Source organism: Pontibacter ramchanderi (assembly GCF_002846395.1).
Taxonomy (GTDB): domain Bacteria; phylum Bacteroidota; class Bacteroidia; order Cytophagales; family Hymenobacteraceae; genus Pontibacter; species Pontibacter ramchanderi.
The window spans coordinates 752,763-774,058 of sequence record NZ_PJMU01000003.1 but is presented as its reverse complement, the minus strand read 5'-3'; the positions used below and the strand labels follow the sequence as shown (position 1 = coordinate 774,058).

Genomic DNA, 21,296 nt, shown 5'->3' with positions numbered 1-21,296 from the left:
ATGCGTGGCACTAATAGCACGCAGCGGTATCGTCGGCATACAGAGGCATGCTTCGATCGGCTTTGGACTCGTCGGAAATGTGGGGAAAGGTATAGCAGTGCCATACCTACGTATTGGCCCGATCCAGTGAATCCTTCAGAAAACGGGCTTATACCTGTGGCGGGTGAAAACAGGCGGGATGGTAGGAGTAGCGGTAGGAGCTTTCCTGAAAGGTGCCATACCCCGTTGTGGTAGAAAAGAAAGCCATCACTTTCTGAACCGCAAATAGCGGAGCCGTAAACGGACTGGTTTCGAGTTTGAGTGTCAGACCAGCGGAGTTGCTCTCGGGCGTATCGGTTTTGCTGAGTTGCTTCTTGAGGTAGCACTTGCCCTCGCACTGGAGTTGGGGCTTGTCTTTGTTCACGCACAGCACGGCAGCAATGTAGGCCTTGTTGGCAAAATAAGACGAGAAGACGATCCCCTGGTACAGTACCTGGAGCATCATCAGGGCGAACAATATGGTGGCTATATACCGTCTCATCTCAAAGGCAAAGGTATAGCAGGCCTGCCTTCGGGAAAATGACTTATGTCACAAGTTGAACAAGCAATTGTCAGTATGCAGCCTATTTAGCAGCATACTGGCTGCACCTCAGTGCCTTATTCATTCGGTAGGTATGGGCAGGCCTTGCATACGCAGGAAAGACAGTTTGTCCCAGTAACCGCGCTGAAACTTGATTTTGCCGTCTATTACCTGGAAGAAACCGCAACCACGCAAGCCCAGCGGGTCTTTCCACTCCAGTATCGCCCAGTCTCCGTCCTCAAACAGGTGCACTACGATGCAGGTCATTTCAGCAGTGGCGAATTCTTCGGTAAACATTTCTTTTATGGCCGCCTTGCCCATCACAGCCTCGTTGGCTACCTGGTGATTGATGGCATCGTCGTGGTATAGCTCGGCTAGGGCGTCGGCATTGCGCTGGTTAAAGAGCGATACCCATTCCTGGATCAGTTCTTTTGGTCGCATCGTAAGTCAGTTGGTGGAGTGACTAAGGTAAACAAGCCTGCAAGCTATAGCTGCTTATTTCTTTACAAACTTCAGCATCTGTTTTACCATGGTTTCGGCGGTGCTGGAGTAGTCTTCTTCATATTTTTCGAGCAGCTCCTGGCGGGTGGGTTTCTGGTCTTTGGCCTGCTTCTCCCACAACACCGACAACGAAGCGAATGGTGGCAGCACCATGCCTATGGCGTTGTAGAAATTGCTGATGTTAGCGATCACGTGCTGCGCCCCATCCGAGTCACCCGTAATCACAATGCCACCCACCTTGCCTTCCAGTTTCGATTTCTTTCCTTCCAGAATCTTGTCATGGAGCTCGTCGAGCCGCTCGATCACCCGCTGGATTTCAGACGACTGGTTATTCCACCAAATGGGCGTAGCAAACACGATGATGTCAGCGGCGAGCAGTTGTTTCAGGATTTTCGGCCAGTCGTCGCCCGGACCCATGTCGCTGTAGGTGCCCGCCGGGATGTTGTGGTCAACCAGCTTGACAATGCTGCAGTCGATGTCGTGCTTTTTGAAATGGCCCATCAGAAAATCCGAGAGAACCTCTGTGTTGGACAGGCCTTCTTTTTTGAGTGTGCCGAGTAAGATGAGTGCTTTCATGCTATACCTACTCGGTTTGGGGGAGAGGAGTTGTATCCAAAGGGTGGGAGGTTGGATAACCTCTGCTTCAAATACGTGGCTGTTTATTCAAACCACATTGTCCTAGACAGCATGATTTCTCAAATTTGAGTTAATGTACTGAAGTGGAAAAGTGCCTGAGCACTTATCAAGGACATATATATGAAGATTCAGCTTAGAGAAGCAGGTCAAACACCTTTTGCTCCTTGCTTTCTGCAAATCCGAGTTTTCTGTAAAAGGTATGGGTCTCAACCCGACTGGTATGGCAACGCACCCTGAGTTTTGAAACAGATTTTTCCATCGCCCAGGCTTTCACCTGCATGATCAACTGACGACCTATACCCTGGCCACGCAGATTTTCCTCCACTACCAGGCCCCCTATCTCCACAAAAGGTGCCGACTCCAACCGCAAGGTATAGAAGCCATGCACCCATCCGACCACCTGCGCATCAACGCAGGCTACAAAACCGCAATGCTCTTGGTGGGCCAGCAGTTGGGCGATACGCTCTGCCATTTCGGTCTTGCGCACCTTATAGCCAAACTGTAGCGAAAGAAGCGCTAGGGCTTCCGCATCGGCAAGGGTAATGGACCTAAAGGTAAGTGTCATCGGTATGGCGAGGGGGATAAGTTGAGAGCGATAACGGTTTAGCATGCTGGCTATACCTGGGTGACCCAGAAATAGACAGCGAGGTTGCACGGGCAAAGAAGACTCGATCTTGTCTACTTCACCACCCCCTTCATCCATTCACTGATCGTCTCTAAAGCCACAGGCGCTATGGTTTCTTCTATGGTCGCGTACTCGTGCACTTGCCCCGTGTCGGCCGTCTGGAAGATGTGGTTGAGCCCAGGCAGCACTTTGATGGTATAGCGCTTGTTGCCAGCCGCTTTTAATGCTTTTTCGGTGGCAGCCAGGTTGGGGGCGGCAGGCACTTGCAGGTCTTTGCTTCCGTTGAGGGCAAGCACAGGCATGCGCAGCTGGCGCAGGGCGGGGGCAGGGTCGTAGGCCAGGAAGTAACGCATCCAGGGTGTTGTAATTTGTGCGACCACCGCGTTCTCAGCCTGAGGAGACAACATCAGCTGCAACTGTTTGTCCTGGTCGGTTAGGCTCGCCTTGGCCTCTTGTTCCAGCGTCCGAATTCTCTGTGCGGCCTCATACACATCCGCATCCGAAGCGGCTACTTCGAACTGGGCTCGGCGCAGGTTCAGGTATTTTTGCAGTTCTCTTTCAGGTAGCTGTGGCTTGAGAATGGCCTCATTCTGCGACACCAGCAAGTCCACACCCGGTACAGCATTGCCCGCCATCAGTACCACGAAAGCCACATCTTTGTTGGCAGCGGCCACACTGCTGGCAATCAGGGCACCCTCGCTTATGCCTAGCAGGCCAACCTTTTTCGGGTTGATGCGCTGATGCTGCTTCAGGAAGGTGTAGGCGGCCTGCGCGTCGGTTACAAAATCCTGGGTAGTGGCCAGTGTGGAATTCCCTCCCGACTTGCCTGCCCCGCGGTCGTCGAGGCGCAGCACGGCAAATCCCTGGCGCGTGAGGTGGTCTGCTAAAACCAGAAAGGGTTTGTGCCCCATCAGCCCCATGTCGCGGTCTTGCGTGCCCGAGCCTGTGAACAGGATAACGGCGGGGTGCTTGCCCTGTCCATTCGGTAGGGAGAGTGTGCCCGCCAGCGTGATGCCAGCGCCTTTGTTCTCCACAGTTACTTCCTGCTCTTCGTACGGGTATGGCTTGGTGGGTGTCTGCGGTCGTCGCGCCTCAGTAGGTTCGCCTTTGCCCAGATCCAGCGGGAAGGCCATGCCTGCCTGTTTCCAGTGGCCTACGATATTTTCAGGCCCAGCAATTTTGCCCACGTAGGCGATACCGCCCGCCGGTATGCTCAGGTATAGACTGTCTTGTTTTAGCGCCACCACAGGTATAGGCATCCCCTTTACACCCTGCATCGGGACGTCCATGGTGGCAGTCAGTTGGCCGCTTTCACTGCTGCCCAAGCGGAAGATGATGGTGACTTTCGAGCCCGGAGCCTCCAGTACGCCATGCCAGGCACCAGCCAGTTGTGCTCCTGTGCTTTGCTGCGCCATCGGGGTCATCGTGCTGAACAGGAAGAAGCCAATTAAAAGGAGTAAGTGCTTCATATAATGTGGGCTTTTGTTTTTGAGTGAAGATGAAATTTGTTTCGATCGACGATACTTAAGAATGCTGTCGTTGCTCCTGGCGGTAGGCTACAAAAGAATACCCAACAGGTATAAGCACCGTCAGGGTTATCAGCACCACGAAAAAAACTTGCTGTATACCTGAATTGGGGAGCAGCGCCAGCACCATCAGCAGGAGCCCGCCTACAATCCAGAGGATGCCGCCCAGTCGGTGAGTTTTGCGCCATACCTGCTCACTCTCCAGTGTCCAGGGCGTCCGGATGCCGATAAAGTAATTGGGCTTGACCGCCTGAAAATAATTGCCGAGCGCCACCAGCAATCCCCCGATCAGAAAGAACAGGGCTTTAGGTGAGAAACTGCCCGGGTTTAGAGCCGCATGGATGGAGAAGAGGCAGAGCGCTGACATGAACGAAACCACAATGAAGCGCAACTGGTGGTATTTGCTGCCCATGTAGTCGAGTTTTCTTTTGGGGTCGATGTGTGGCACAGCCAGCAGCACAAGGTTCAAAAGAGCGGTTGTACCCAGCACAATAAAGACCATGGACGTTTTACCGGCCCATCCGTCGGCCTCGCCTTTCCAGTTGAAGTGAATCGGTATGCGCTCAGGCATGTCAGGCCATGCCCAGGCAAGGTATGCGAGCGGGATGAAAACGATCGCCCACAGGATGATCTCTCGGGTCAGGTTCTTAGTTTTCATGTGTCTAGTCTTTTAGCGTGATGATCCATTTCATTAAGTCGTCGAGCACAGTGGTGTTAAGCGAGTAAATCACAAACTGCCCCTGCTTGTGGGAGGTAACCAGTTCCGCCTGACTCAGAATGTCGAGGTGATGCGAGATGCTGGGTTTGGTAATCTGAAAAGCCTCCGCAATATCACCGGCAGTCAGGTCCTTCTCCTTCAATAGGTTCAGGATCTCTCTTCGGGTTTGATCGTTCAAGGCTTTAAATACTTTGTTCATTCAGTTAGGTATTTAGACAAATATCTAAATATTACCTTAGAATTAAAAATATTTTTTGAATATTTATGTTTTTAAAGCGCTATTTATACAAATGAAATACACCTGGTCAATACAGCGATCGATGATAGCAGCAGAGTCTTGTTAAATGCTTTCGTCTCTTCTACCTGTAACAAAAGGATGCTGCATCAGGGTTGACAGAACTAAAATGGGCAAAATATGGCCTTCTTTTGGTTTTTTTCTTACATTAGCAAAATCGAATATTTTATTTTTTTATTCCGTGCTCTTACCTAACTATTTAGCTCGCTTTCTTTCGCTATTTATTTTTTTGGTGTTGGCTAGTGGATGTTCTGAGTTCAACGCGCCCGCTAACAACACAGTACAAACTTCCCAAGACTATGTGGCAAGTGTAGACAAATGGCACCAGGAGCGCGAGGCAAAACTGAAATCCCCGGACGGTTGGCTTACTTTGGCGGGTTTGTTTTGGCTGCAGGAGGGTGAGAACAGCTTTGGCAGCGCGCCCAACGACAATTTGACGTTTCCGGAAGGTAGAATTCCGGGCCGGGCCGGGGTGATCCAGCTGAAGGGCGACACGGTGACTACCAGCATCAACGCCGGCGTGGAGGTGCTGCTGCAGGGGAAACCCGTGCATGAGGCCTTGCTCTACACACCCGACATGGATACAGTGCCAAGGTTGTCGCACGGTACGCTTACCTGGTACGTGATCAAACGCGGGAACAGGTATGGCATCAGGCTCCGCGATCTGCAAAACGATGCTCTCGTTCATTTCAAAGGTATAAAGCGGTTCCCGGTGCGGGCCGAGTGGCGCATTAAGGCCCATTTTGTGGCGCATCCCACCCCCAAGCAAATCGCCATTACCAACATTGTCGGGCAGACCTCTATGCAGGACTCGCCCGGTACACTTATCTTCACCCTGAACGGGCAACAATACCAGTTAGACGCCCTGCTGGAGGGGGAGGAGCTTTTCATTATCTTCGCAGACAAAACCAACGGCCTCGAAACCTATGGAGCAGGCCGCTACCTCTACGCCGACAAGCCCGGACCGGACGGCAGCACAGTGCTCGACTTTAACAAGGCCTCTAACCCGCCCTGCGACTTTGTGTCGTACGCTACGTGTCCGCTTCCGCCCCGCCAGAACTTCCTGCCCATCATGATCGAGGCCGGAGAGAAATCTTATGGCGAGTACTAAACCCGGACCCGGATTTCGGGCCGAATCTTGTCCAATTTTGAAGCAAATCAGGTATAGGGGGTCTTGGGCGCAATCCGGCTAAATGGACTTTGGCAGTGCTCCAGCCACTGGCATCTATACCTGTTTTCTGTGTAACTGATTGCTCTATATTGATTTGTTAACTTGCGTGGGTGCGCCATATGGGTATCGGTCTTAAGCTATGCCTTGCTGGTTTTTGCATTGCACCTCATATAAAGTGTAAACAATTTGGTGCAATTTGGGTAAACTATGGTAGGGTTATACGGCAGCTCCGCCGCGAAAGGAACTTATCGGAACATATCAGTGTTAATATATAGTTCCGCGAAAATTTAAATGAGAATTATGAGTAAAGAGACTATGTCTAAAACAGTGATTACGAGTGAACATCTGGCGAAAGCCATGACCTATACCCAGTACCGTGAATTAATGGACACGTTGCTGGCCGAAAATAAAACCACTGGCACCAACCATTCTGAGGCCATGGTAGAATACACCCGCATGAACGCCCAGCGCATGCGCCGTGTCGAGAAAACAACCGAACTGGACAACGAACTGGTGGACCTGATGCTATCTGTTCAGAACAGGATGATCTGGGTGATCGTGACGGAAGCCTGGTGTGGCGACGCTGCCCAAACTGTGCCGGCCTTGGTTAAAATTGCAGAGGCCTCCCCACTCATCGAAGTGAAGCTTTTGCTACGCGATGAGTACCCGGAGGTGATCGACGCTTACCTGACCAACGGGGGGCGCTCTATACCTAAGCTGATCGTGCTCGATGCCGAAACCATGGAAGAAGTTGGTACGTGGGGGCCAAGACCGGCACCGGCGCAAGCGCTTTTTATGGAGATGAAGGCAAAGGATGTTCCTTACAGTGAATTTGTGGAGAAGCTGCACGGCTGGTATGGAAAAGACCGCAGCAAAGCATTGCTGCAGGAGTTCAAAGAACTGATCCCGCAGTGGGGCCACCTGCAGCATATTGAAGAGCAGCCAATGGAACGATTCTAAAGTTCGTTCTATGAAAAGCGGCGACCCTGAACCAAGGTCGCCGCTTTTTTTTATACCTGTCTGATATAGGTTTAATTGGTTCTGGCCCGCAAGATCAGGTTAACCTGCCTGATCTTATCGCCTACTTCCAGTTGGTGCACCACTTCCATACCTGCTACTACTTTGGCAAAGATGGTATAGCGACCGTCGAGGTGCGGAGTAGGAGAGTGCGTGATAAACCATTGGTTGCTCTCGGTGTCTTTTCCGGCCGAGGCCATACCTACGTAGCCTTCGCGGTAGTGCAGCGGGGCGAACTCGGAGCGGATGGAGTAGTCAGAACTGCCCCAGCCATCGCCCCGCTTGTCACCGCCCTGGGCCACAAAGTTTGGCACCACCCGGTGGAAGTACAGCCCGTCGAAAAACTGCTTGTTCACCAATTCTACAAAATTAGCCACCGAGCCCGGCGCATCCTCCACAAACAGCTCCAGTGTGATCACGCCTTTCTCAGTTTCGATCACCACCTGCTGGTCAGGGTGAAGGGTCTGCACCAGTTTCCAGTCAATAGGGTGCGTGAAAGGGTTCTGCGGAGTGTCGGACTGCTCTTTTCCGCTCAGGTAGTCGATAGTCTTCTGCAATTCAATATTGGTTTCCATGTCGCGGGGCAGCACCAGTTTCTGCTGCGCCTCTGTCAGGAAGGTATAGTCACGGTACACTTCCCGGTAGTTGAGCTTCGGGTTGCGGATCACACCCGCCGCCAGACCTGCCAATGACACATCACCGGAGGCTATACCTTGTTTAAAGATGGCTGCAAAGTCCTGCTCCAGTGCCTTCGGGAAGTCTCCTTGCTGGCGCATGGCGGCTAGTGCCTCCATGCCGTAGGTACCAATCACGGGTTGTGGGGCTGCAAAGGTCTCTTTGGCGATGAACTGGTAATTGGAGTAGTCTGCGGAGAGGGCCTTAAGCAGGTGGGCTTTGTCGTAGGCGTTCTCCGTGCGCAGGTATAGCTGCTGGTACTCCTGGCTCAGTTTGGCTTTGCCGGGGCTGTTGCGCAAAATCACCCAAATCAAACCGGCTCGCACGCGCCCGTCCTGCACCTGCGTGAGCGCTTTGCGCAGTGTGTTGCCCTCAACACCTGCGTAATTAGCCTGCAGAAACTCCGCCGTTGCCACTGCCGTGTTGATGTTCTGATCGGTGAGGCCTGCCAGGATGGCTTGGTCAATGTCCTCAAACTCGAGCCCCGCCATGGAGCGAATCGCGCTCAGGCGCACGCGGTAGTCCGGATCGCTTTGCACCACACCGGAAAGCAGCGCTGCCTTGTCGCGGGCGTTCACTTTTGAAAAAGCCTGGGCCACGGCCATGCGCACATCCGCCGATTCATCCGACGTTACCACTGTTGTGAGTTGCTGGCGGTAAGGCGAAAGGTCGATTTTGGGAGTGCGGGCCAGCTGGTGAGCGGCTGCCAGACGCACTTCATACGATTTGCTGTCGGTCAGCCACTGCACGGCTTGTTTCACGGCCTGCTCGCTGCTGATCTGGCGCAAGCCTGCCCGGTATAATCCCCAAGCCTGGCCTGCCTGCGTCGTTTCGTTGGTCGCCTGGTAATTTACCAGAAAGTGAAGGCCACCGCTATCCGCCAGTTTGCCGAGCGCTTCCAGCACTTCTGCCTGCACCGCCGGCCGGGGCTCCTGCTGCAAGTGGCGAATCAGGGCCTGCTGTGCTTTTTTATGCCCGATCTGGCCCAGGGCGTAGGCTGCCGCCACCCTAATCGAGGTGCTGGTGTCGGATAGTGACGTGAGCAGTTGCGGGATGGCCAGCGTGTCCTGCACCGAGGCAAAGGCAAGCGCAGCCTCCCGGCGGTACTGCGGTTTCGGGTGGTTCAGCAAGTTGAGCAGTTCGGTGGTTTTGCGCTCGTCCTGCAAGGTATAGATTTCGCGCAGGGTAGCGTCCGAAAACTTGTTGATTTGCTGTGTTGGGGTATCAGGTGTTGCCGACGTGCTTTGCTGGGGCTGCGGACGGCAGGCAGCAAAGGCAGCGAGGGCAAGAAGAAAGGTATAGCTTTTTTTCATTGTTTAGGCTTAAGCGCTTCAATATACTAAATGCCTGTAATATAGTCCTGTTAAAATGTTTTGCCGCGTACATATTTGGTAGTAAAATGATTTTTAGTATATTGAAATCTTGAAGCTCTCATGAAGGATGCAGCACACCGGCATTAGCATACGTTTGTTTTCCAAACCCTATGGCATCAGGTCGCAGATGGAGCGCCTGCTGTTTGTGCTTGCCCTGCTCTCTGTGGCGCTGCACGGGTGGCTGCTGTACCAGCTTATCACGGTGCGCGATTTCCACTCAGCCATGACCTTCCTATACCTGTTCAGTCTCTTGCCTTTCTCCCTTTTCATGGCCTCTGTCTGGCTCGATCATAACCCGGGTTACCAGCGGCACCTCACCCTATCGGCATTGGGCATGCGTTACCGCCTCGGATTTATGCAGCGGGAGCACGAATTTGAGTGGGAGGAGGTAGAGCGTATGGTTGCAAGCAGCAAATTGCTGGAGTTTGAACTGAAAAACGGGGAGTACCACAGTGTGGCACTGGACACGGTACACCACGCCCATACGCTGCAGCGAATTCAGGAGGAGTTGGCTCAGATTGCAAACGCGAAAGGTATAGCGATCGACATCACACAAAACTGAGCCTATGTATGTAAACCTTTACCCTAACAAGGAACTGAAGAAAACGAAGCAAATCCTGCTTTGGTCGGGTATACTGTTGCTCTGTGGTGGTCTCTCTGCCCTATTTGGAGAGTTTATTGCCCGCGAAGAGTTACGTTGGGGCTGGGCTGGGGCCGCACTGCTGGTTAGTGCGCTTGGCGGCTTGGGTTTTGCAGTGGGTGCGGGTCATCTTCAACTGAAAGACGCCTACTTCTCAATGACGCCCGAGCGCATTGCCTACCGCCTGACAATTTACGGAACGGAGCGCGTCATCCAGTGGGACACCATCGACAGCATACAGGCCTACGAGAACAAGCTTGTGTTTGAGTTGAAAGACAGCAAACAGTTTGTGATGCGCCTGGGGAATATCCAAAGCCCTGAGATAGCAAACCATGTGAGTGTGAGTATACAACTGGCCGCCATACAGCAGCAGGTGGAAGTGAATAAAGTGCCGGTAGGTGCCCAGCAAGTCAGCCAGTAGATTCGCTATTACAAGTATCTTTAACTTAACTTAGGTCTTCTTCTTATGTCTTGCGATGTATAAATTATGTATTGCGATACATAAAATCCGCAGCATGCTCCCGCCATCCTACACGGCTTTGTTTATTCCCTTCCTACCTGCTTGTGGGTAGCTTAAAGGTGTCAGTCACCATAGGCCTAACTATTTAAATATTAGTAAATAATTGTGTTTAATTTATTTTTAATGTATTTTAAACCTAAGTATAGGTCAATCGTAAGATTGTTTAGTTCTATTAAGTTGCCCTTTACCTTGTGCCTATCCTGCTAGCGCTTACCCTGCCGTCTGTCACATCTTCAACATCGTCTCCATGTACATCAATCTTTACACAGCCCGGCAGCTTCGCAGGATCAAGGATCGGTTGCTATGGTTGGGGCTGTTTATGGCAAGCGGGGGCGGATCGGCGCTTATCTATAATCTTATACTGGCTGAGAAGACTCGTTGGGCATGGGGCGCCGCTGCTGCTTTGGTTGTTTTGGTCGGGCTATACCTGGTGGCGTTGGGGGCAGATAAAATAAGGCTCAAGGAAGCATTTGTGGCCATACTACCTGACAAGATCTCCTACCGGCTGGCCTTCTACAGTAAAAAATACAACCTGGACTGGAACGGAATTTCGGGTGTACATCTGAGTGACCATTGTGTATTGTTCAACTTATGCAACGGCCACCAAAGAACATTGCGGCTGTCCAGCATCGAAAGCCACAACACCGCCAGCCGGGTAGCGGTGAGTTTGCAAGTGGCTGCGCTGGAACACAACATCGCGGTAAATGGCGCCCGCTTCCATGTGCCAAAGCAGAATAGCAATTAATTCTTACCGCCTTTCCCATTTTAAAATATTATACCCTCTGCAGTGGCATTGTGCGCTGTCCTTATTTCTTCTGCCCATAAGACATTTCCCTTATCTCCTGTCGCTGTTTAATAGCCTCAAGTTTAAGTTGTTTATCAATATTGAAATAAAAAATATAATTAATTGTTTTTATAATATATATTATTGTTTTAATATTGCTATGGATAATCTTCTCTCACCTAAACAAACAGCCAATGAAATTAAGGTTTTACGCAGCGCTGATAAGTGCTATGATGCTTTTTTCGTTTGCCAGCCAAGCTGAAGCTAACTCGAAGCCTGCCACCTACGAGAAAACAACAAAGACAAAGGAGCAGGCAGTGTCAGGCAAGAAAGCAGCTTCGTATTTTTCATTTAAGTCATCCGCCTACAAAAAAGATGGCCTCGTGAAAAGGAAGCGTTTCAAAAAAGGCAGCTGCCCGGGCTTTGATTAGTTGCTGGTTAGCATTGCAATACATCACGCGAAGCAGCCCACGGCTGCTTATTTTTTTTACAGCATTGCCAAACAAGACCCAATCGGGCTGGTGGATTACTACTGACCAGGGAGACACTAATTGCCCGGGCTGTAGCTTTGGAGCAATTGTTTTCGGAACTTGCGGCTTTAAACTGACTATGGCCGAGCTGAAAACACGTGTGTATGGACTTCAATTTGGATTGCTGTGCCTGAGCTCTTTTCTTTTCTTCGCAAGCTTCAACATGATCATCCCGGAGCTGCCCAACTACATCACGCAGCTGGGTGGCGCTGAGTACAAAGGACTGATTATTTCCCTTTTCACACTTACAGCCGGTTTGTCACGGCCCTTCAGCGGGCAGCTGGCCGACAAAATGGGGCGTATACCTGTCATGCTGATTGGTGGGGCGGTCTGCATTTTATGCGGCTTCCTCTACCCGATCACCGGCACTGTGGCGGCCTTCTTGCTATTGCGCCTGGTGCATGGCTTTTCAACCGGGTTTACACCAACCGGCACGGCTGCTTACGTGGCCGACATCATCCCGACGGAGCGCAGAGGGGAGGCTACCGGTCTGTTGGGCCTGGCGGGCAGCCTGGGTATGGCGGCGGGTCCCGCCATGGGAGCGGCTATTGCCAACAGCTTTTCGCTCAATGCCATGTTCTACTCCTCATCGGCAGCGGCCTTTCTGTCGGTGGCGGTGGTGGCCCGCATGCACGAAACGCTCGATAACCCGAACCGCTTCCGGATGGGGCTGCTCAAGATCTCCCGCAAAGAAATCTTCGAGCCCCGGGTGTTGAATCCCTCTATTGTGATGATGCTCACAGTGGTTTCATTTGGCATCATCCTCACCATTATACCTGACTTCAGCGAGCACCTGGGCATCGAAAACAAAGGTCTTTTCTTTACCAGCTTTACGCTATCCTCGCTCGCTATTCGTTTTCTGGCTGGCAGAGCCTCTGATAAGTACGGCCGCATCCGGGTGCTCAAGATCAGCTCCGGCTTGCTGGTGGTAGCCATGGGCCTCATCGGCTGGGCCGACACGGCAACGGAGTTGCTGCTGGCAGCGGCTGTATTCGGAGTGGCCGTGGGCATGAACTCCCCTACCGTTTTCGCCTGGACCATCGACCTGAGTCACCCTGACCACCGCGGTCGCGCCATGGCCACCATGTACATCGCCCTGGAGGCAGGTATAGGATTTGGCGCCCTGGCTTCGGGTTGGATCTACGCCAACGACCCCTCCCGCTTCAGCCTTGTGTTCTGGATAGGTGGCGCGTTTGCCTTGCTCGGCTTCCTATACCTGAACCTGGTCGTGAAAGACCGGAAATAAAGGTTAAGGCAGTCTGTAACAGGTATAGCCCAGGTAAGTAGGCTGTATACAGCGGCCTTACGACCAGACATTGCTTATTTACCGTTGCGCCATCCCATCCTGGGCAATATTTTGCGTTAGGCCTAGACGGAGCATATTGGTTGGCCGTATAGGATTCTATTGCAGGCACTGCTGCAAACTTTCGCCAGGACTAGTTGTTTCACCATCACCATGACAGCGATCAGCCCATCTTTTATTGACCACCTAACCGCCGTGCACCAGCAGTCGCGCCATGTGGTGCCCCACTCCATGAGCTGTGCTTTTCTGGATGGCGTGCTGCAATTGCTTTTTCCGTCTTTGTCTGAGCGCTCGTTCAGCTCCCGCTCCGAGGTGGAGGCCTATGCCATGTTGCTGCGCGCTGACCTGGAGAAGATTTTGTACAGGATAGAGGAAAGACTGCCTGGCAAGCCCTACGAAATTGCCGATGCCTATTTTGAGGCCGTGCCTGACCTGCAGCAGCAGCTTAACGACGATGCCGCCGCCATAGAGGCGGGCGACCCGGCCGCCGTAAACGTGGACGAGGTAATCCGTACCTACCCTGGCTTTTTCGCGGTGGCGGTTTACAGGCTAGCGCATCAGTTCTGCCGCATGGGTGTCCCTCTGCTGCCGCGCGTGCTGGCCACCTATGCACATACCAAAACAGGTATAGACATTCATCCGCGGGCTAACATAGGAGCCCGTTTCTGCATAGACCACGGCACGGGTGTCGTGATAGGAGAGACGGCCGAGATCGGCGATAACGTGAAGGTATACCAGGGTGTAACGCTTGGGGCGCTTAGTGTTGAGAAATCCATGGCCAATGTAAAGCGGCACCCCACCATCGAGGACAATGTGATCATTTATGCCGGCGCGACCATTCTGGGCGGCAAGACCGTGGTGGGGCACAGCAGCATAATAGGGGGGAATGTGTGGCTTACTGAAAGCGTTCCGCCATTCGCCAGAGTATACCACCACCCGCAGATAAGAGTGAGTTATTACGAAGATAGAGCCAATGTTCTGAATTTTTCAATCTAAAAAGAGACCGTATGAAAGCGAATAGCATATTGGAGACCATAGGCAGAACGCCCCATGTAAAGATCAACTGCATGTTTAAGGACAAAGCAGAGGTATGGATGAAGCTGGAGCGCGCCAACCCCGGTGGCAGTATAAAAGACCGCATCGCCCTGGCCATGATCGAAGACGCCGAAACGAAAGGCATCCTCAAAAAGGACAGTGTGATCATTGAGCCCACCTCCGGCAACACCGGCGTTGGGCTGGCTATGGTTGCCGCCGTGAAAGGCTACCACCTGATTCTGGTGATGCCGGAGTCGATGTCGATTGAGCGGCGCAGGCTGATGACGGCTTATGGCGCCAAACTGGAGCTAACGCCACGCGAAAAGGGTATGAAAGGAGCCATCGAGCGTGCCCGCGAGATGCTCGGGGAGTATGACGCATCCTGGATGCCCATGCAGTTCGACAACGAGGCCAACACACAGGTCCACATCGAGACCACGGCGCAGGAAATTCTGACTGATTTTCCGGAAGGCTTTGACTACCTTATAACCGGAGTGGGCACCGGAGGGCACATTACGGGGGTGGCCAAAGTGCTGAAGCGGCATTTCCCTAACCTGAAAGTATACGCAGTGGAGCCGGCCGCTTCGCCGGTGCTGAGCGGCGGACAGCCAGGGCCGCACCCGATCCAGGGTATAGGGGCCGGTTTTATACCTGATATAATGGACACTAGTCTGTTGGATGGCGTCGTGCCGGTGGCCGCCGACGACGCCTATGACTTTGCAAGGCGAGCCGCCATGGAAGAAGGTATATTTGTGGGCGTATCGTCTGGCGCATCTTTGGCCGCTGTGCAGCAGAAATTGGACGAGGAGATCCCCGAGGGTGCCAGGGTGCTGACCTTCTGTTACGATACAGGTGAGCGTTATCTGTCAGTAGAGGGGCTGTTTATGTAGAACGGGAGGTATGCGTCTAAAAAATGGGCCGCCTGTTGCTTTTGGCAACGGGCGTCCCATTTTCCTTTTTAGGCAGCCAGCAATTCCTGAATGTCCTCATTAAGTGATTCCCTTACCAGTTGCAGCTGCTCGTTGGTCATGGTGCGTTGCAGAGCCTGAAACACTGCCCGGAAAGCTGCCATGATTTCCTCGTCCTGCTGAAAATCGTTATTGGCGGCAAAGGCGTTCTTGCTGCGGATGTAATTGATCCAGTCGCCGGCGTCCTCAATTTTAACCGGTACCTTGTCCGGATCATACTGGTCGAAGTAAATGCCTTTCCAAAAGACCGGAAGTTGTGCCGCAAAATGGATGGCATCATGCACAGGCAATCTATCCCGAATGGATTGCAGCACAGCCCTGAAAATACGGCCGGCTTTGTTGAGGTCTTTCGTCTCTAGCTCTGTTGCTACGTTCTGCAGCAGCGCGGCTGCTTCTCTTTTGCAGTCTTCAAAAATAAATGGCATAGATCCTCCCTTCTTTAAGCGTTACGTCCTATAAGGTACGAACAGGAGGGGGGCATGTTCCACTATACCTTGCTTTGGGGCGAACAGTGTCAGGAGGCAATGGAATTGGGCATTTTTGGAAGCAGTTTAGCAGTTGCCGTGATTAGAAGCACAATTGATTTTCTGTGTAGCTTTGCACTAAATTTAGGTGCAATTTTTTTTAGTTGATATTTGGTGGTTTTAGTATAAAATAATCTATATATTGTACCGGCATAGATGCACCCATTAGCATGAATACGCAGGTATCTTCTGTAGCACATTCGGTTTTCAACAACAAAAGCGCATTTGCTTTGCTGCTTGGCTCTGGCGTTGCCAGGAGCGCCGGTATACCTACGGATAAGGAGATCGCCTCGGACCTGATCAGGCAGATCGCTGTATTTGAGAATGCAGGGGGCATGCCCAATCCTGAAGAGTGGTTTTTGGAGCGGTTCGGCGAAAAGCCGGGCTATGCGAACATGCTAGAGCCGCTTGCCAACACAGAAACCGAACGGCATAACCTGCTGCGAAGATACTTTGAGCCGAGCGAGGCAGAGCTCGAGGAAGGACTAAAGAAGCCAACGCTTGCTCACCAGATCATTGCCCGCCTGGTGAGTAAAGGATACGTGCGGGTCATCCTCACCACCACGCTTGACAGGCTGATGGAGAATGCCCTACGTTGCATCGGAATTGAGCCGGTCGTGATCAGCTGCCCGAATCACATCGTGAACTCCCTACCCATTGTCCATGCCAAGGTCACGGTTATCAAGATCAACGGCGACTACATCGACTCGAGCTTCCTGAACATAAAAAGCGAGGCAGACAAGTATGAGGAAAGACTGTCGGAGTTACTGCGCTACGTGTCAGATAACTTTGGCCTGATTACCTGCGGCTGGTCAGCTGAGCGCGACAGGGTGCTGAAAGAAGCGCTGGAGACTTCCAACAAGTTTCGGTTCTCCAACTATTTTACTTACTCAGACAAGCCGGGAGTGGAGCTGGAGGAGCTAGCCTATATCAGAAGAGGCAAGTCTGTGAGCATTGACAGTGCCGACTCATTCTTTAAAGAGCTGAGCGAAAAAATAGAAGTGCTTGAAAAAGCCAGGCCGATGCATCTGTCGGCCTCGCAGGTGGCCGTTGCCAGGCTGAAGAAATACATTGTGCAGGACGATCAGTTCATCGCGCTGCACGACCTGATCAGGGATGAAGTGGACCAGCTGAGTGCGAACTTCAATGCTTTGCCGCTTAGCACTATACCTACCAAAGAAGAAATAAAGGCCAGGGTAGACCATTATTTCAAGCAGTGCGGCACTCTGTGCGAACTGTTCGTAAATGGCGTTTATTGGGGGAAAGACCAGCACCATAGCACCTGGCTCAATAATTTGGCCTGCTTTACGTCTGAAAAAGACCGTCAGGGAGACGTAGGCGTATGGCATGACCTGGAAACGTTGCCCGGGCTCATTTTCCTTTACAGCATTGGGCTTGCCAGCGTCCTTAAAAAGGACTACCGCTTACTATCTAAAATGTTCTCCATGACTTCTTACGTAAAGGATGGAGAGGCGCCTATCCTCGACCATGTGCATGTTGCGAAGGTGCTTGATTACAATACACTGCGGGAGGCTTTGGGTAACAGGCAACTCGTGCCCATGTCGGAGCTGCTTTTCTCAAAGTTGAAACCTTTCTTTAGTCCCCTGCTGCCGCACGACAAGGCATATGAAGACCTGTTCGACATGTTCGAATACCTGCTGGCACTGTCTCATACCAAGATCATGGGAAGAGGCAGAATACCTGTTGGCCGGTTTGGGTATAGGGTAAAACAGAACGGCATCAAACATCCTTTCGATCAGATTGCCTCAGAGCTCGGAAATCAAACGCAAGGCAACGGCCTGTTCTCGCCTACCTTGTTCACTGATATTTCGGATCTCAGGCATACCGAGAAGAAATTCAAGGAATACTTCGACAAGCTTTCAGGCTACTACTTTTAGGCTAATACCTTCAACTTTCATTTCAAGGCAGAAAAGGCGGCAGGTATACCTGAGGGCTTATTCCTCGCTATACCTCAGTGCTCCCGGCTTCTTAGGTATAGCTTAGCCTTCCATCTCATAAAAACTTAAGCCAGCTGAGTCAAGTGTATGTACCTTCTTCTATCTGGGGTTGGTTCTCTCTGTTTAGGGCCGTCGGTAGGCTTGCCGGGTTGTAAATTGCAATTCTGAACATTCCAGGTATACCTGACTAGGTTTGCATGTTTGGAGTGATTTAGCGCTGTGCCGCGCATACACCATGGCTTGGTATTTCTATTATAGTATGGCTGTTTACCAGCACACTGTATCAAGTAGGTATAGCCGTAAAACAGAAAAAGGCAACCCGATTGAGTTGCCTTTTGTGGAGAATATCGGAGTCGAACCGATGACCTCTTGCATGCCATGCAAGCGCTCTAGCCAGCTGAGCTAATCCCCCGTTTGAGTGTCACAAAATTAGAACAAATTTTGAATATGCAAAAGCCGAAGCGCTAGATTTTGAAAATAAAAAAGGCGGGACATTTGTCCCGCCTTTTCTTTATGAGCTATTTCTCCTTAGTTGAAGATATAACGCAGACCAAGCTGCATGCTCCAAGTGCTTGACAAGCTGAAGTTCTCGCGGAATGGAGAATCTGGCAGGAATGTGTTGCCATCGTTGTCGCGTACTGTGATCATGTTGTAAGTTGGTACACCGTTAGCTGAAACGCCAGTAACTCTCAACAATTGGTAGTGGAAGTTCGAGCCACCGTTCAGTTGGTCTCTTACGCCCCAGGCAGAGTTCAGCAAGTTACCAATGTTGTTTACGTCAACGCTTACCTGCAGTGTGTTGCGCTTGCCACCTACGTTACCGAAGATGTCCTGCAGCAATCTGAAGTCGAACTGGTTGAACCAAGGCATGATGCCGTCGTTACGCTCAGCATAAGCACCTCTCTTCAGACCCTGGTTTGATACGAAAGTATCGAAAGCCTGACGCTGCTGATCAGCTGTGAATAGAACCTGACCGTTGCTCATGATTGGAGCGAAGTTCATCTCGGCAGAGCTGCTTGGGATCCAAAGCAGGTCGCTGCTCACACCATCTCTGTTCACGTCGCCGTTGTAGATGTAAGAGAAGCGGCCCTGAGAAGAACCCTGGTAGAACAGGGATACTGTAGTAGCCAAACGGTTAGCATACTCCAGACGGTAAGAAGCGTTAGCTACTACACGGTGAGGAATTGAGTACTGAGAAATACCCATCAGCAATTCGTTTGGATCGTTGATAGAGTAGTTGTTAGACCAGGCAGAACCAGCGTTAGAACCTGGGTTGCCCGTGATGTCTTTCGCCTGTGTGTAGGTATAGAAAGCAGAACCGAAGAAACCTGTTCTAGAGTTCACTGAAAGACCAGCAGTTGCTGACAGTGAATGACCTTTGTCTGTGTTGCTCAGTACGATGGCCTCACGAGTTGCAGTTGTATACTGGGCGTTTGAAGAACCATTCCAGAAATCACGGTTGTCACCGTTGTTGTTCAGCTGCTGTGTAGCAGGTTTTCTGTTAGCGTTGAACTGGTAAACACCTACCAGGTCTTTTGTGTAAAGGATGTCAGCAGTAGCTACGAGTGGTGTACCAGGGATGGTGTAGTCGGCACCCAAGCTGCTTCTCCATACCTGTGGCATTTTGAAGTCGCGGTCAACCAGGGCGAAGCTACCAGGAGCACCAGCGTTTGGCTGACGGATGAACACGTTAGACGGGCCATTCTCTAACCAGTACAGACGCTCAGGCTGGAAGCGGATCACGTCAAGTGCGCTGGCAGGAACACCATCCACTACGTTCTGGATTACACCAGCGTTTGTTGGCATGTTGGTCAACCAAACGAAAGGAATACGGCCAGAGAAGATACCTGTACCACCGCGAACTGACAGTGAGCGGTCTTCCAGCAGATCCAGGTTAAAGCCTACTCGTGGCGACAGGAGTACTCTTGACTTAGGCCACTCACCGCTAGCGTAAGTAGTTGGATTACCGTCTGGATCAAGCAGTGTCAGGTTGTCGATTGACGAGTTAGCTGTCAGATCATTCATGTAGATCGGAAGTTCAGCACGTACACCCAGAGTCAGGTTCAGACGGTCAGTTGCAGCGAATTTATCCTGAGCATACAGACCGGCCATGCCGAAGTTGATGCGTGAATACGGATCCTGACCTTCGTAAGGATAAGTCAGACCGAACTGCAGAGGACGCGCATCGTTAATGAAATCATCAACAGAAGCATAGCGGTAGTAAGAAGTACCATAACGCTGGTAGCTGTTACCGAAGTTCTGGATCTCGAAGCTGGCGCCACCTGTCAGGTTGTGCTTGCCTGCAAGAAGAGACAAGTTGTTGATGAAAGAGTAGTTGTTGTTGATTACGTCGTTCTCGTAAGTGAACAGTTCGTAACCGAAGTTCATGTACTGGTCACCGTCTTTGTAGATATCAACAAACGGGAAGATGCTGCTTGGAGAAGTACGTGTGTCCTGAATACGGCTGTAAGTAGCCAGGAACTGGTTAGAAAGCACAGAAGAGAATGTGCTGTTCAATTCAGCTGTTACAGAACGTACTGTGTTCTCGAAGCCGTAGTTAGAGTTAGAGAAAGAAAGCGCGTTCTGGCCGATACGGGCAGAGCTGGCGCGTGGGTTAGGAGCAGAGCTGGCGTTTACCGTCTGGTCGCTTGTACCTACTACCTGGTTGTAACGAAGCGTGAACTTGTGCATGTCGCTGATGTTCCAGTCGATACGCGTTAAGAACTTCGTGTTTTTGTTGTTGAACTCGTTAGCGTAGTTCTCATAAGCACCTGGGTCATAACCATATTTGGTGATCAGGTGCTGACGAACGCGCTCCAGGTCTTCAGCAGTTGTTCTGGAAACGTTAGGACCAGTAAGGCCTGGGCGAGAAGCCACCCAGTTTACACCAGGGTAAGTCTCGTTTTCGTGCTCGAAGTTAGCGAAGAAGAACAATTTGTTCTTGATGATCGCGCCACCAAGGCGGGCACCAAAGATCTGGTTCTTTCTCTCGGTCTGCTCTGGCAGTTTGTTGTCACCAACTTTTCTGCCGTTGAAATCCTGGTTTCTGTAGAAGGTATAAGCAGAACCAGAGAATTCGTTTGTACCGCTACGTGTTACAGCGTTGATGCCGGCACCTGTAAAGCCTGACTGACGCACGTCGTAAGGAGCGATGTTTACCTGCACCTCTTCGATCGCATCAAGAGAGATTGGCTGAGAGTTACCGCCAGGAAGTGGGTTTGAGCTAAGACCAAAACCGTTGTTGAAGTTGGCACCGTCTACCTGAAGGTTGTTGAAACGACCATCGCGGCCGGCAAAGCCGTTACCGTTGGCCTGTGGAGTCAGACGAGTGAAGTCTGTAACGCTTCTGTTAATTGTTGGAAGCTTTTCCAGCTGCTGTATACCTACGTTTGTAGCAGCACCTGTTTTGTTAGCGTTGAAAACCGAAGAACGGTCTGTGCTAACAATTACTTCCTGAAGCTCCTGACCTGAGTCAGACATGTTTGCATCAAGCTGGTAAGGAACACCAAGGCTCAATGAAATGTTGCTGTAAACCTTTGGCTCGTAGCCAATGTAGCTTACTTCAATAGTGTAAGGACCTCCTACGCGAACGTTAGGAATGTTGAAACGACCCTCCACGTTCGTCACACCACCGTATGTGGTGCCCGAAGGACCGTGTGTTGCTCTTACGGTTGCCCCGATCAAAGCCTCACCTTTTGAATCCTTTACGGATCCGGTAATACTACTCGTTGTTACCTGGGCGTGCATAGTAATCACGCACAGCAACATAAGCAGTGTTGATAGTAATAACTTTTTCATAAAAGATTGATTGATTTTTACCCGCAAAATTAGAGCGTATATTTCGAAATGCAACTACTTAGAGATTAAATTATTATTAATAATTTGTCTCTTGTTATTTGCTTTTTAGCAGCGAAAAATTATAGCAAATTGCGAGCGCA

The 21,296-nt window shown here is 51.3% G+C and carries 20 protein-coding genes and 1 tRNA gene; 10 read left to right on the top strand and 11 right to left on the bottom strand.

From position 1 onward, the window contains the following. Positions 1-148 precede the first annotated feature (148 nt). The 7 genes from BD749_RS15975 to BD749_RS15945 form a co-directional block, all read right to left on the bottom strand. Positions 149-520 carry a hypothetical protein gene (locus tag BD749_RS15975; RefSeq protein ID WP_101446188.1) on the bottom strand — a complete coding sequence of 124 codons (372 nt, stop codon included), beginning with the start codon at positions 518-520 and terminating at the stop codon, positions 149-151. A gap of 120 nt (positions 521-640) precedes the next feature. After that, the gene (locus tag BD749_RS15970) at positions 641-1,000 is read right to left on the bottom strand and encodes a nuclear transport factor 2 family protein (RefSeq protein ID WP_101446186.1); all 360 of its coding nucleotides are present in this window, start codon (positions 998-1,000) and stop codon (positions 641-643) included. A gap of 54 nt (positions 1,001-1,054) precedes the next feature. After that, entirely contained in the window at positions 1,055-1,636 is a 582-nt protein-coding gene (locus BD749_RS15965) for a flavodoxin family protein (protein ID WP_101446184.1), read from the bottom strand. A gap of 193 nt (positions 1,637-1,829) precedes the next feature. After that, positions 1,830-2,261, bottom strand: a complete 432-nt coding sequence (locus BD749_RS15960; protein WP_101446182.1) for a GNAT family N-acetyltransferase — start codon at positions 2,259-2,261, stop codon at positions 1,830-1,832. Between the two features lie 113 nt (positions 2,262-2,374). Further along, the gene (locus BD749_RS15955; RefSeq protein WP_101446180.1) at positions 2,375-3,790 is read right to left on the bottom strand and encodes an alpha/beta hydrolase; all 1,416 of its coding nucleotides are present in this window, start codon (positions 3,788-3,790) and stop codon (positions 2,375-2,377) included. A 55-nt stretch (positions 3,791-3,845) separates the two neighbouring features. After that, positions 3,846-4,505 (bottom strand): SdpI family protein, encoded by a 660-nt coding sequence (locus tag BD749_RS15950; RefSeq protein WP_101446178.1) that lies wholly within the window; start codon positions 4,503-4,505, stop codon positions 3,846-3,848. 4 nt (positions 4,506-4,509) lie between these two features. Continuing rightward, a complete protein-coding gene (locus BD749_RS15945) occupies positions 4,510-4,764 on the bottom strand; it encodes an autorepressor SdpR family transcription factor (protein ID WP_101446176.1) in 255 nt (84 codons plus the stop codon). A 397-nt stretch (positions 4,765-5,161) separates the two neighbouring features. Here BD749_RS15945 and BD749_RS15940 point away from each other — a divergent pair, with 397 nt between their 5' ends. Both BD749_RS15940 and BD749_RS15935 read left to right on the top strand, forming a co-directional pair. After that, entirely contained in the window at positions 5,162-5,971 is an 810-nt protein-coding gene (locus BD749_RS15940) for a DUF1684 domain-containing protein (protein ID WP_245869324.1), read from the top strand. Positions 5,972-6,331: 360 nt separating this feature from the next. Beyond that, positions 6,332-6,991 (top strand): thioredoxin family protein, encoded by a 660-nt coding sequence (locus BD749_RS15935; RefSeq protein ID WP_245869322.1) that lies wholly within the window; start codon positions 6,332-6,334, stop codon positions 6,989-6,991. A gap of 71 nt (positions 6,992-7,062) precedes the next feature. Here the strand turns inward: BD749_RS15935 and BD749_RS15930 are convergent, their stop codons facing one another. After that, entirely contained in the window at positions 7,063-9,036 is a 1,974-nt protein-coding gene (locus BD749_RS15930) for a peptidylprolyl isomerase (protein ID WP_101446170.1), read from the bottom strand. Between the two features lie 127 nt (positions 9,037-9,163). Between BD749_RS15930 and BD749_RS15925 the strand changes: the two genes are divergently transcribed. The 7 genes from BD749_RS15925 to cysK all read left to right on the top strand — a co-directional run bounded on the left by BD749_RS15925 (position 9,164) and on the right by cysK (position 14,798). Beyond that, positions 9,164-9,658 (top strand): hypothetical protein, encoded by a 495-nt coding sequence (locus tag BD749_RS15925; RefSeq protein WP_101446168.1) that lies wholly within the window; start codon positions 9,164-9,166, stop codon positions 9,656-9,658. Positions 9,659-9,662: 4 nt separating this feature from the next. Next, positions 9,663-10,157, top strand: a complete 495-nt coding sequence (locus BD749_RS15920; protein WP_101446166.1) for a hypothetical protein — start codon at positions 9,663-9,665, stop codon at positions 10,155-10,157. Between the two features lie 346 nt (positions 10,158-10,503). Further along, positions 10,504-11,001, top strand: coding sequence for a hypothetical protein (locus BD749_RS15915; RefSeq protein ID WP_101446164.1), 498 nt, complete (start codon positions 10,504-10,506; stop codon positions 10,999-11,001). A gap of 233 nt (positions 11,002-11,234) precedes the next feature. Further along, positions 11,235-11,471, top strand: coding sequence for a hypothetical protein (locus tag BD749_RS15910; RefSeq protein ID WP_101446162.1), 237 nt, complete (start codon positions 11,235-11,237; stop codon positions 11,469-11,471). Between the two features lie 178 nt (positions 11,472-11,649). Further along, positions 11,650-12,816 (top strand): MFS transporter, encoded by a 1,167-nt coding sequence (locus tag BD749_RS15905; RefSeq protein ID WP_101446160.1) that lies wholly within the window; start codon positions 11,650-11,652, stop codon positions 12,814-12,816. A 210-nt stretch (positions 12,817-13,026) separates the two neighbouring features. Beyond that, positions 13,027-13,869, top strand: a complete 843-nt coding sequence (locus tag BD749_RS15900; RefSeq protein ID WP_101446158.1) for a serine O-acetyltransferase — start codon at positions 13,027-13,029, stop codon at positions 13,867-13,869. A gap of 11 nt (positions 13,870-13,880) precedes the next feature. Continuing rightward, positions 13,881-14,798: a cysteine synthase A gene (cysK, locus tag BD749_RS15895; RefSeq protein WP_101446156.1), complete on the top strand. Its 918-nt coding sequence runs from the start codon at positions 13,881-13,883 to the stop codon at positions 14,796-14,798. A gap of 68 nt (positions 14,799-14,866) precedes the next feature. Here cysK and BD749_RS15890 read toward each other — a convergent pair whose 3' ends face one another. Further along, positions 14,867-15,301, bottom strand: coding sequence for a DUF2267 domain-containing protein (locus BD749_RS15890; protein ID WP_101446154.1), 435 nt, complete (start codon positions 15,299-15,301; stop codon positions 14,867-14,869). Positions 15,302-15,570: 269 nt separating this feature from the next. Between BD749_RS15890 and BD749_RS15885 the strand changes: the two genes are divergently transcribed. Continuing rightward, entirely contained in the window at positions 15,571-17,298 is a 1,728-nt protein-coding gene (locus tag BD749_RS15885) for an SIR2 family protein (protein WP_101446152.1), read from the top strand. A 398-nt stretch (positions 17,299-17,696) separates the two neighbouring features. Here BD749_RS15885 and BD749_RS15880 read toward each other — a convergent pair. Together BD749_RS15880 and BD749_RS15875 are read right to left on the bottom strand one after the other, a co-directional pair. Then, positions 17,697-17,770 (bottom strand) — tRNA-Ala (locus tag BD749_RS15880). A 116-nt stretch (positions 17,771-17,886) separates the two neighbouring features. Then, positions 17,887-21,156, bottom strand: coding sequence for a TonB-dependent receptor (locus tag BD749_RS15875; RefSeq protein WP_245869319.1), 3,270 nt, complete (start codon positions 21,154-21,156; stop codon positions 17,887-17,889). Positions 21,157-21,296 lie beyond the last annotated feature (140 nt).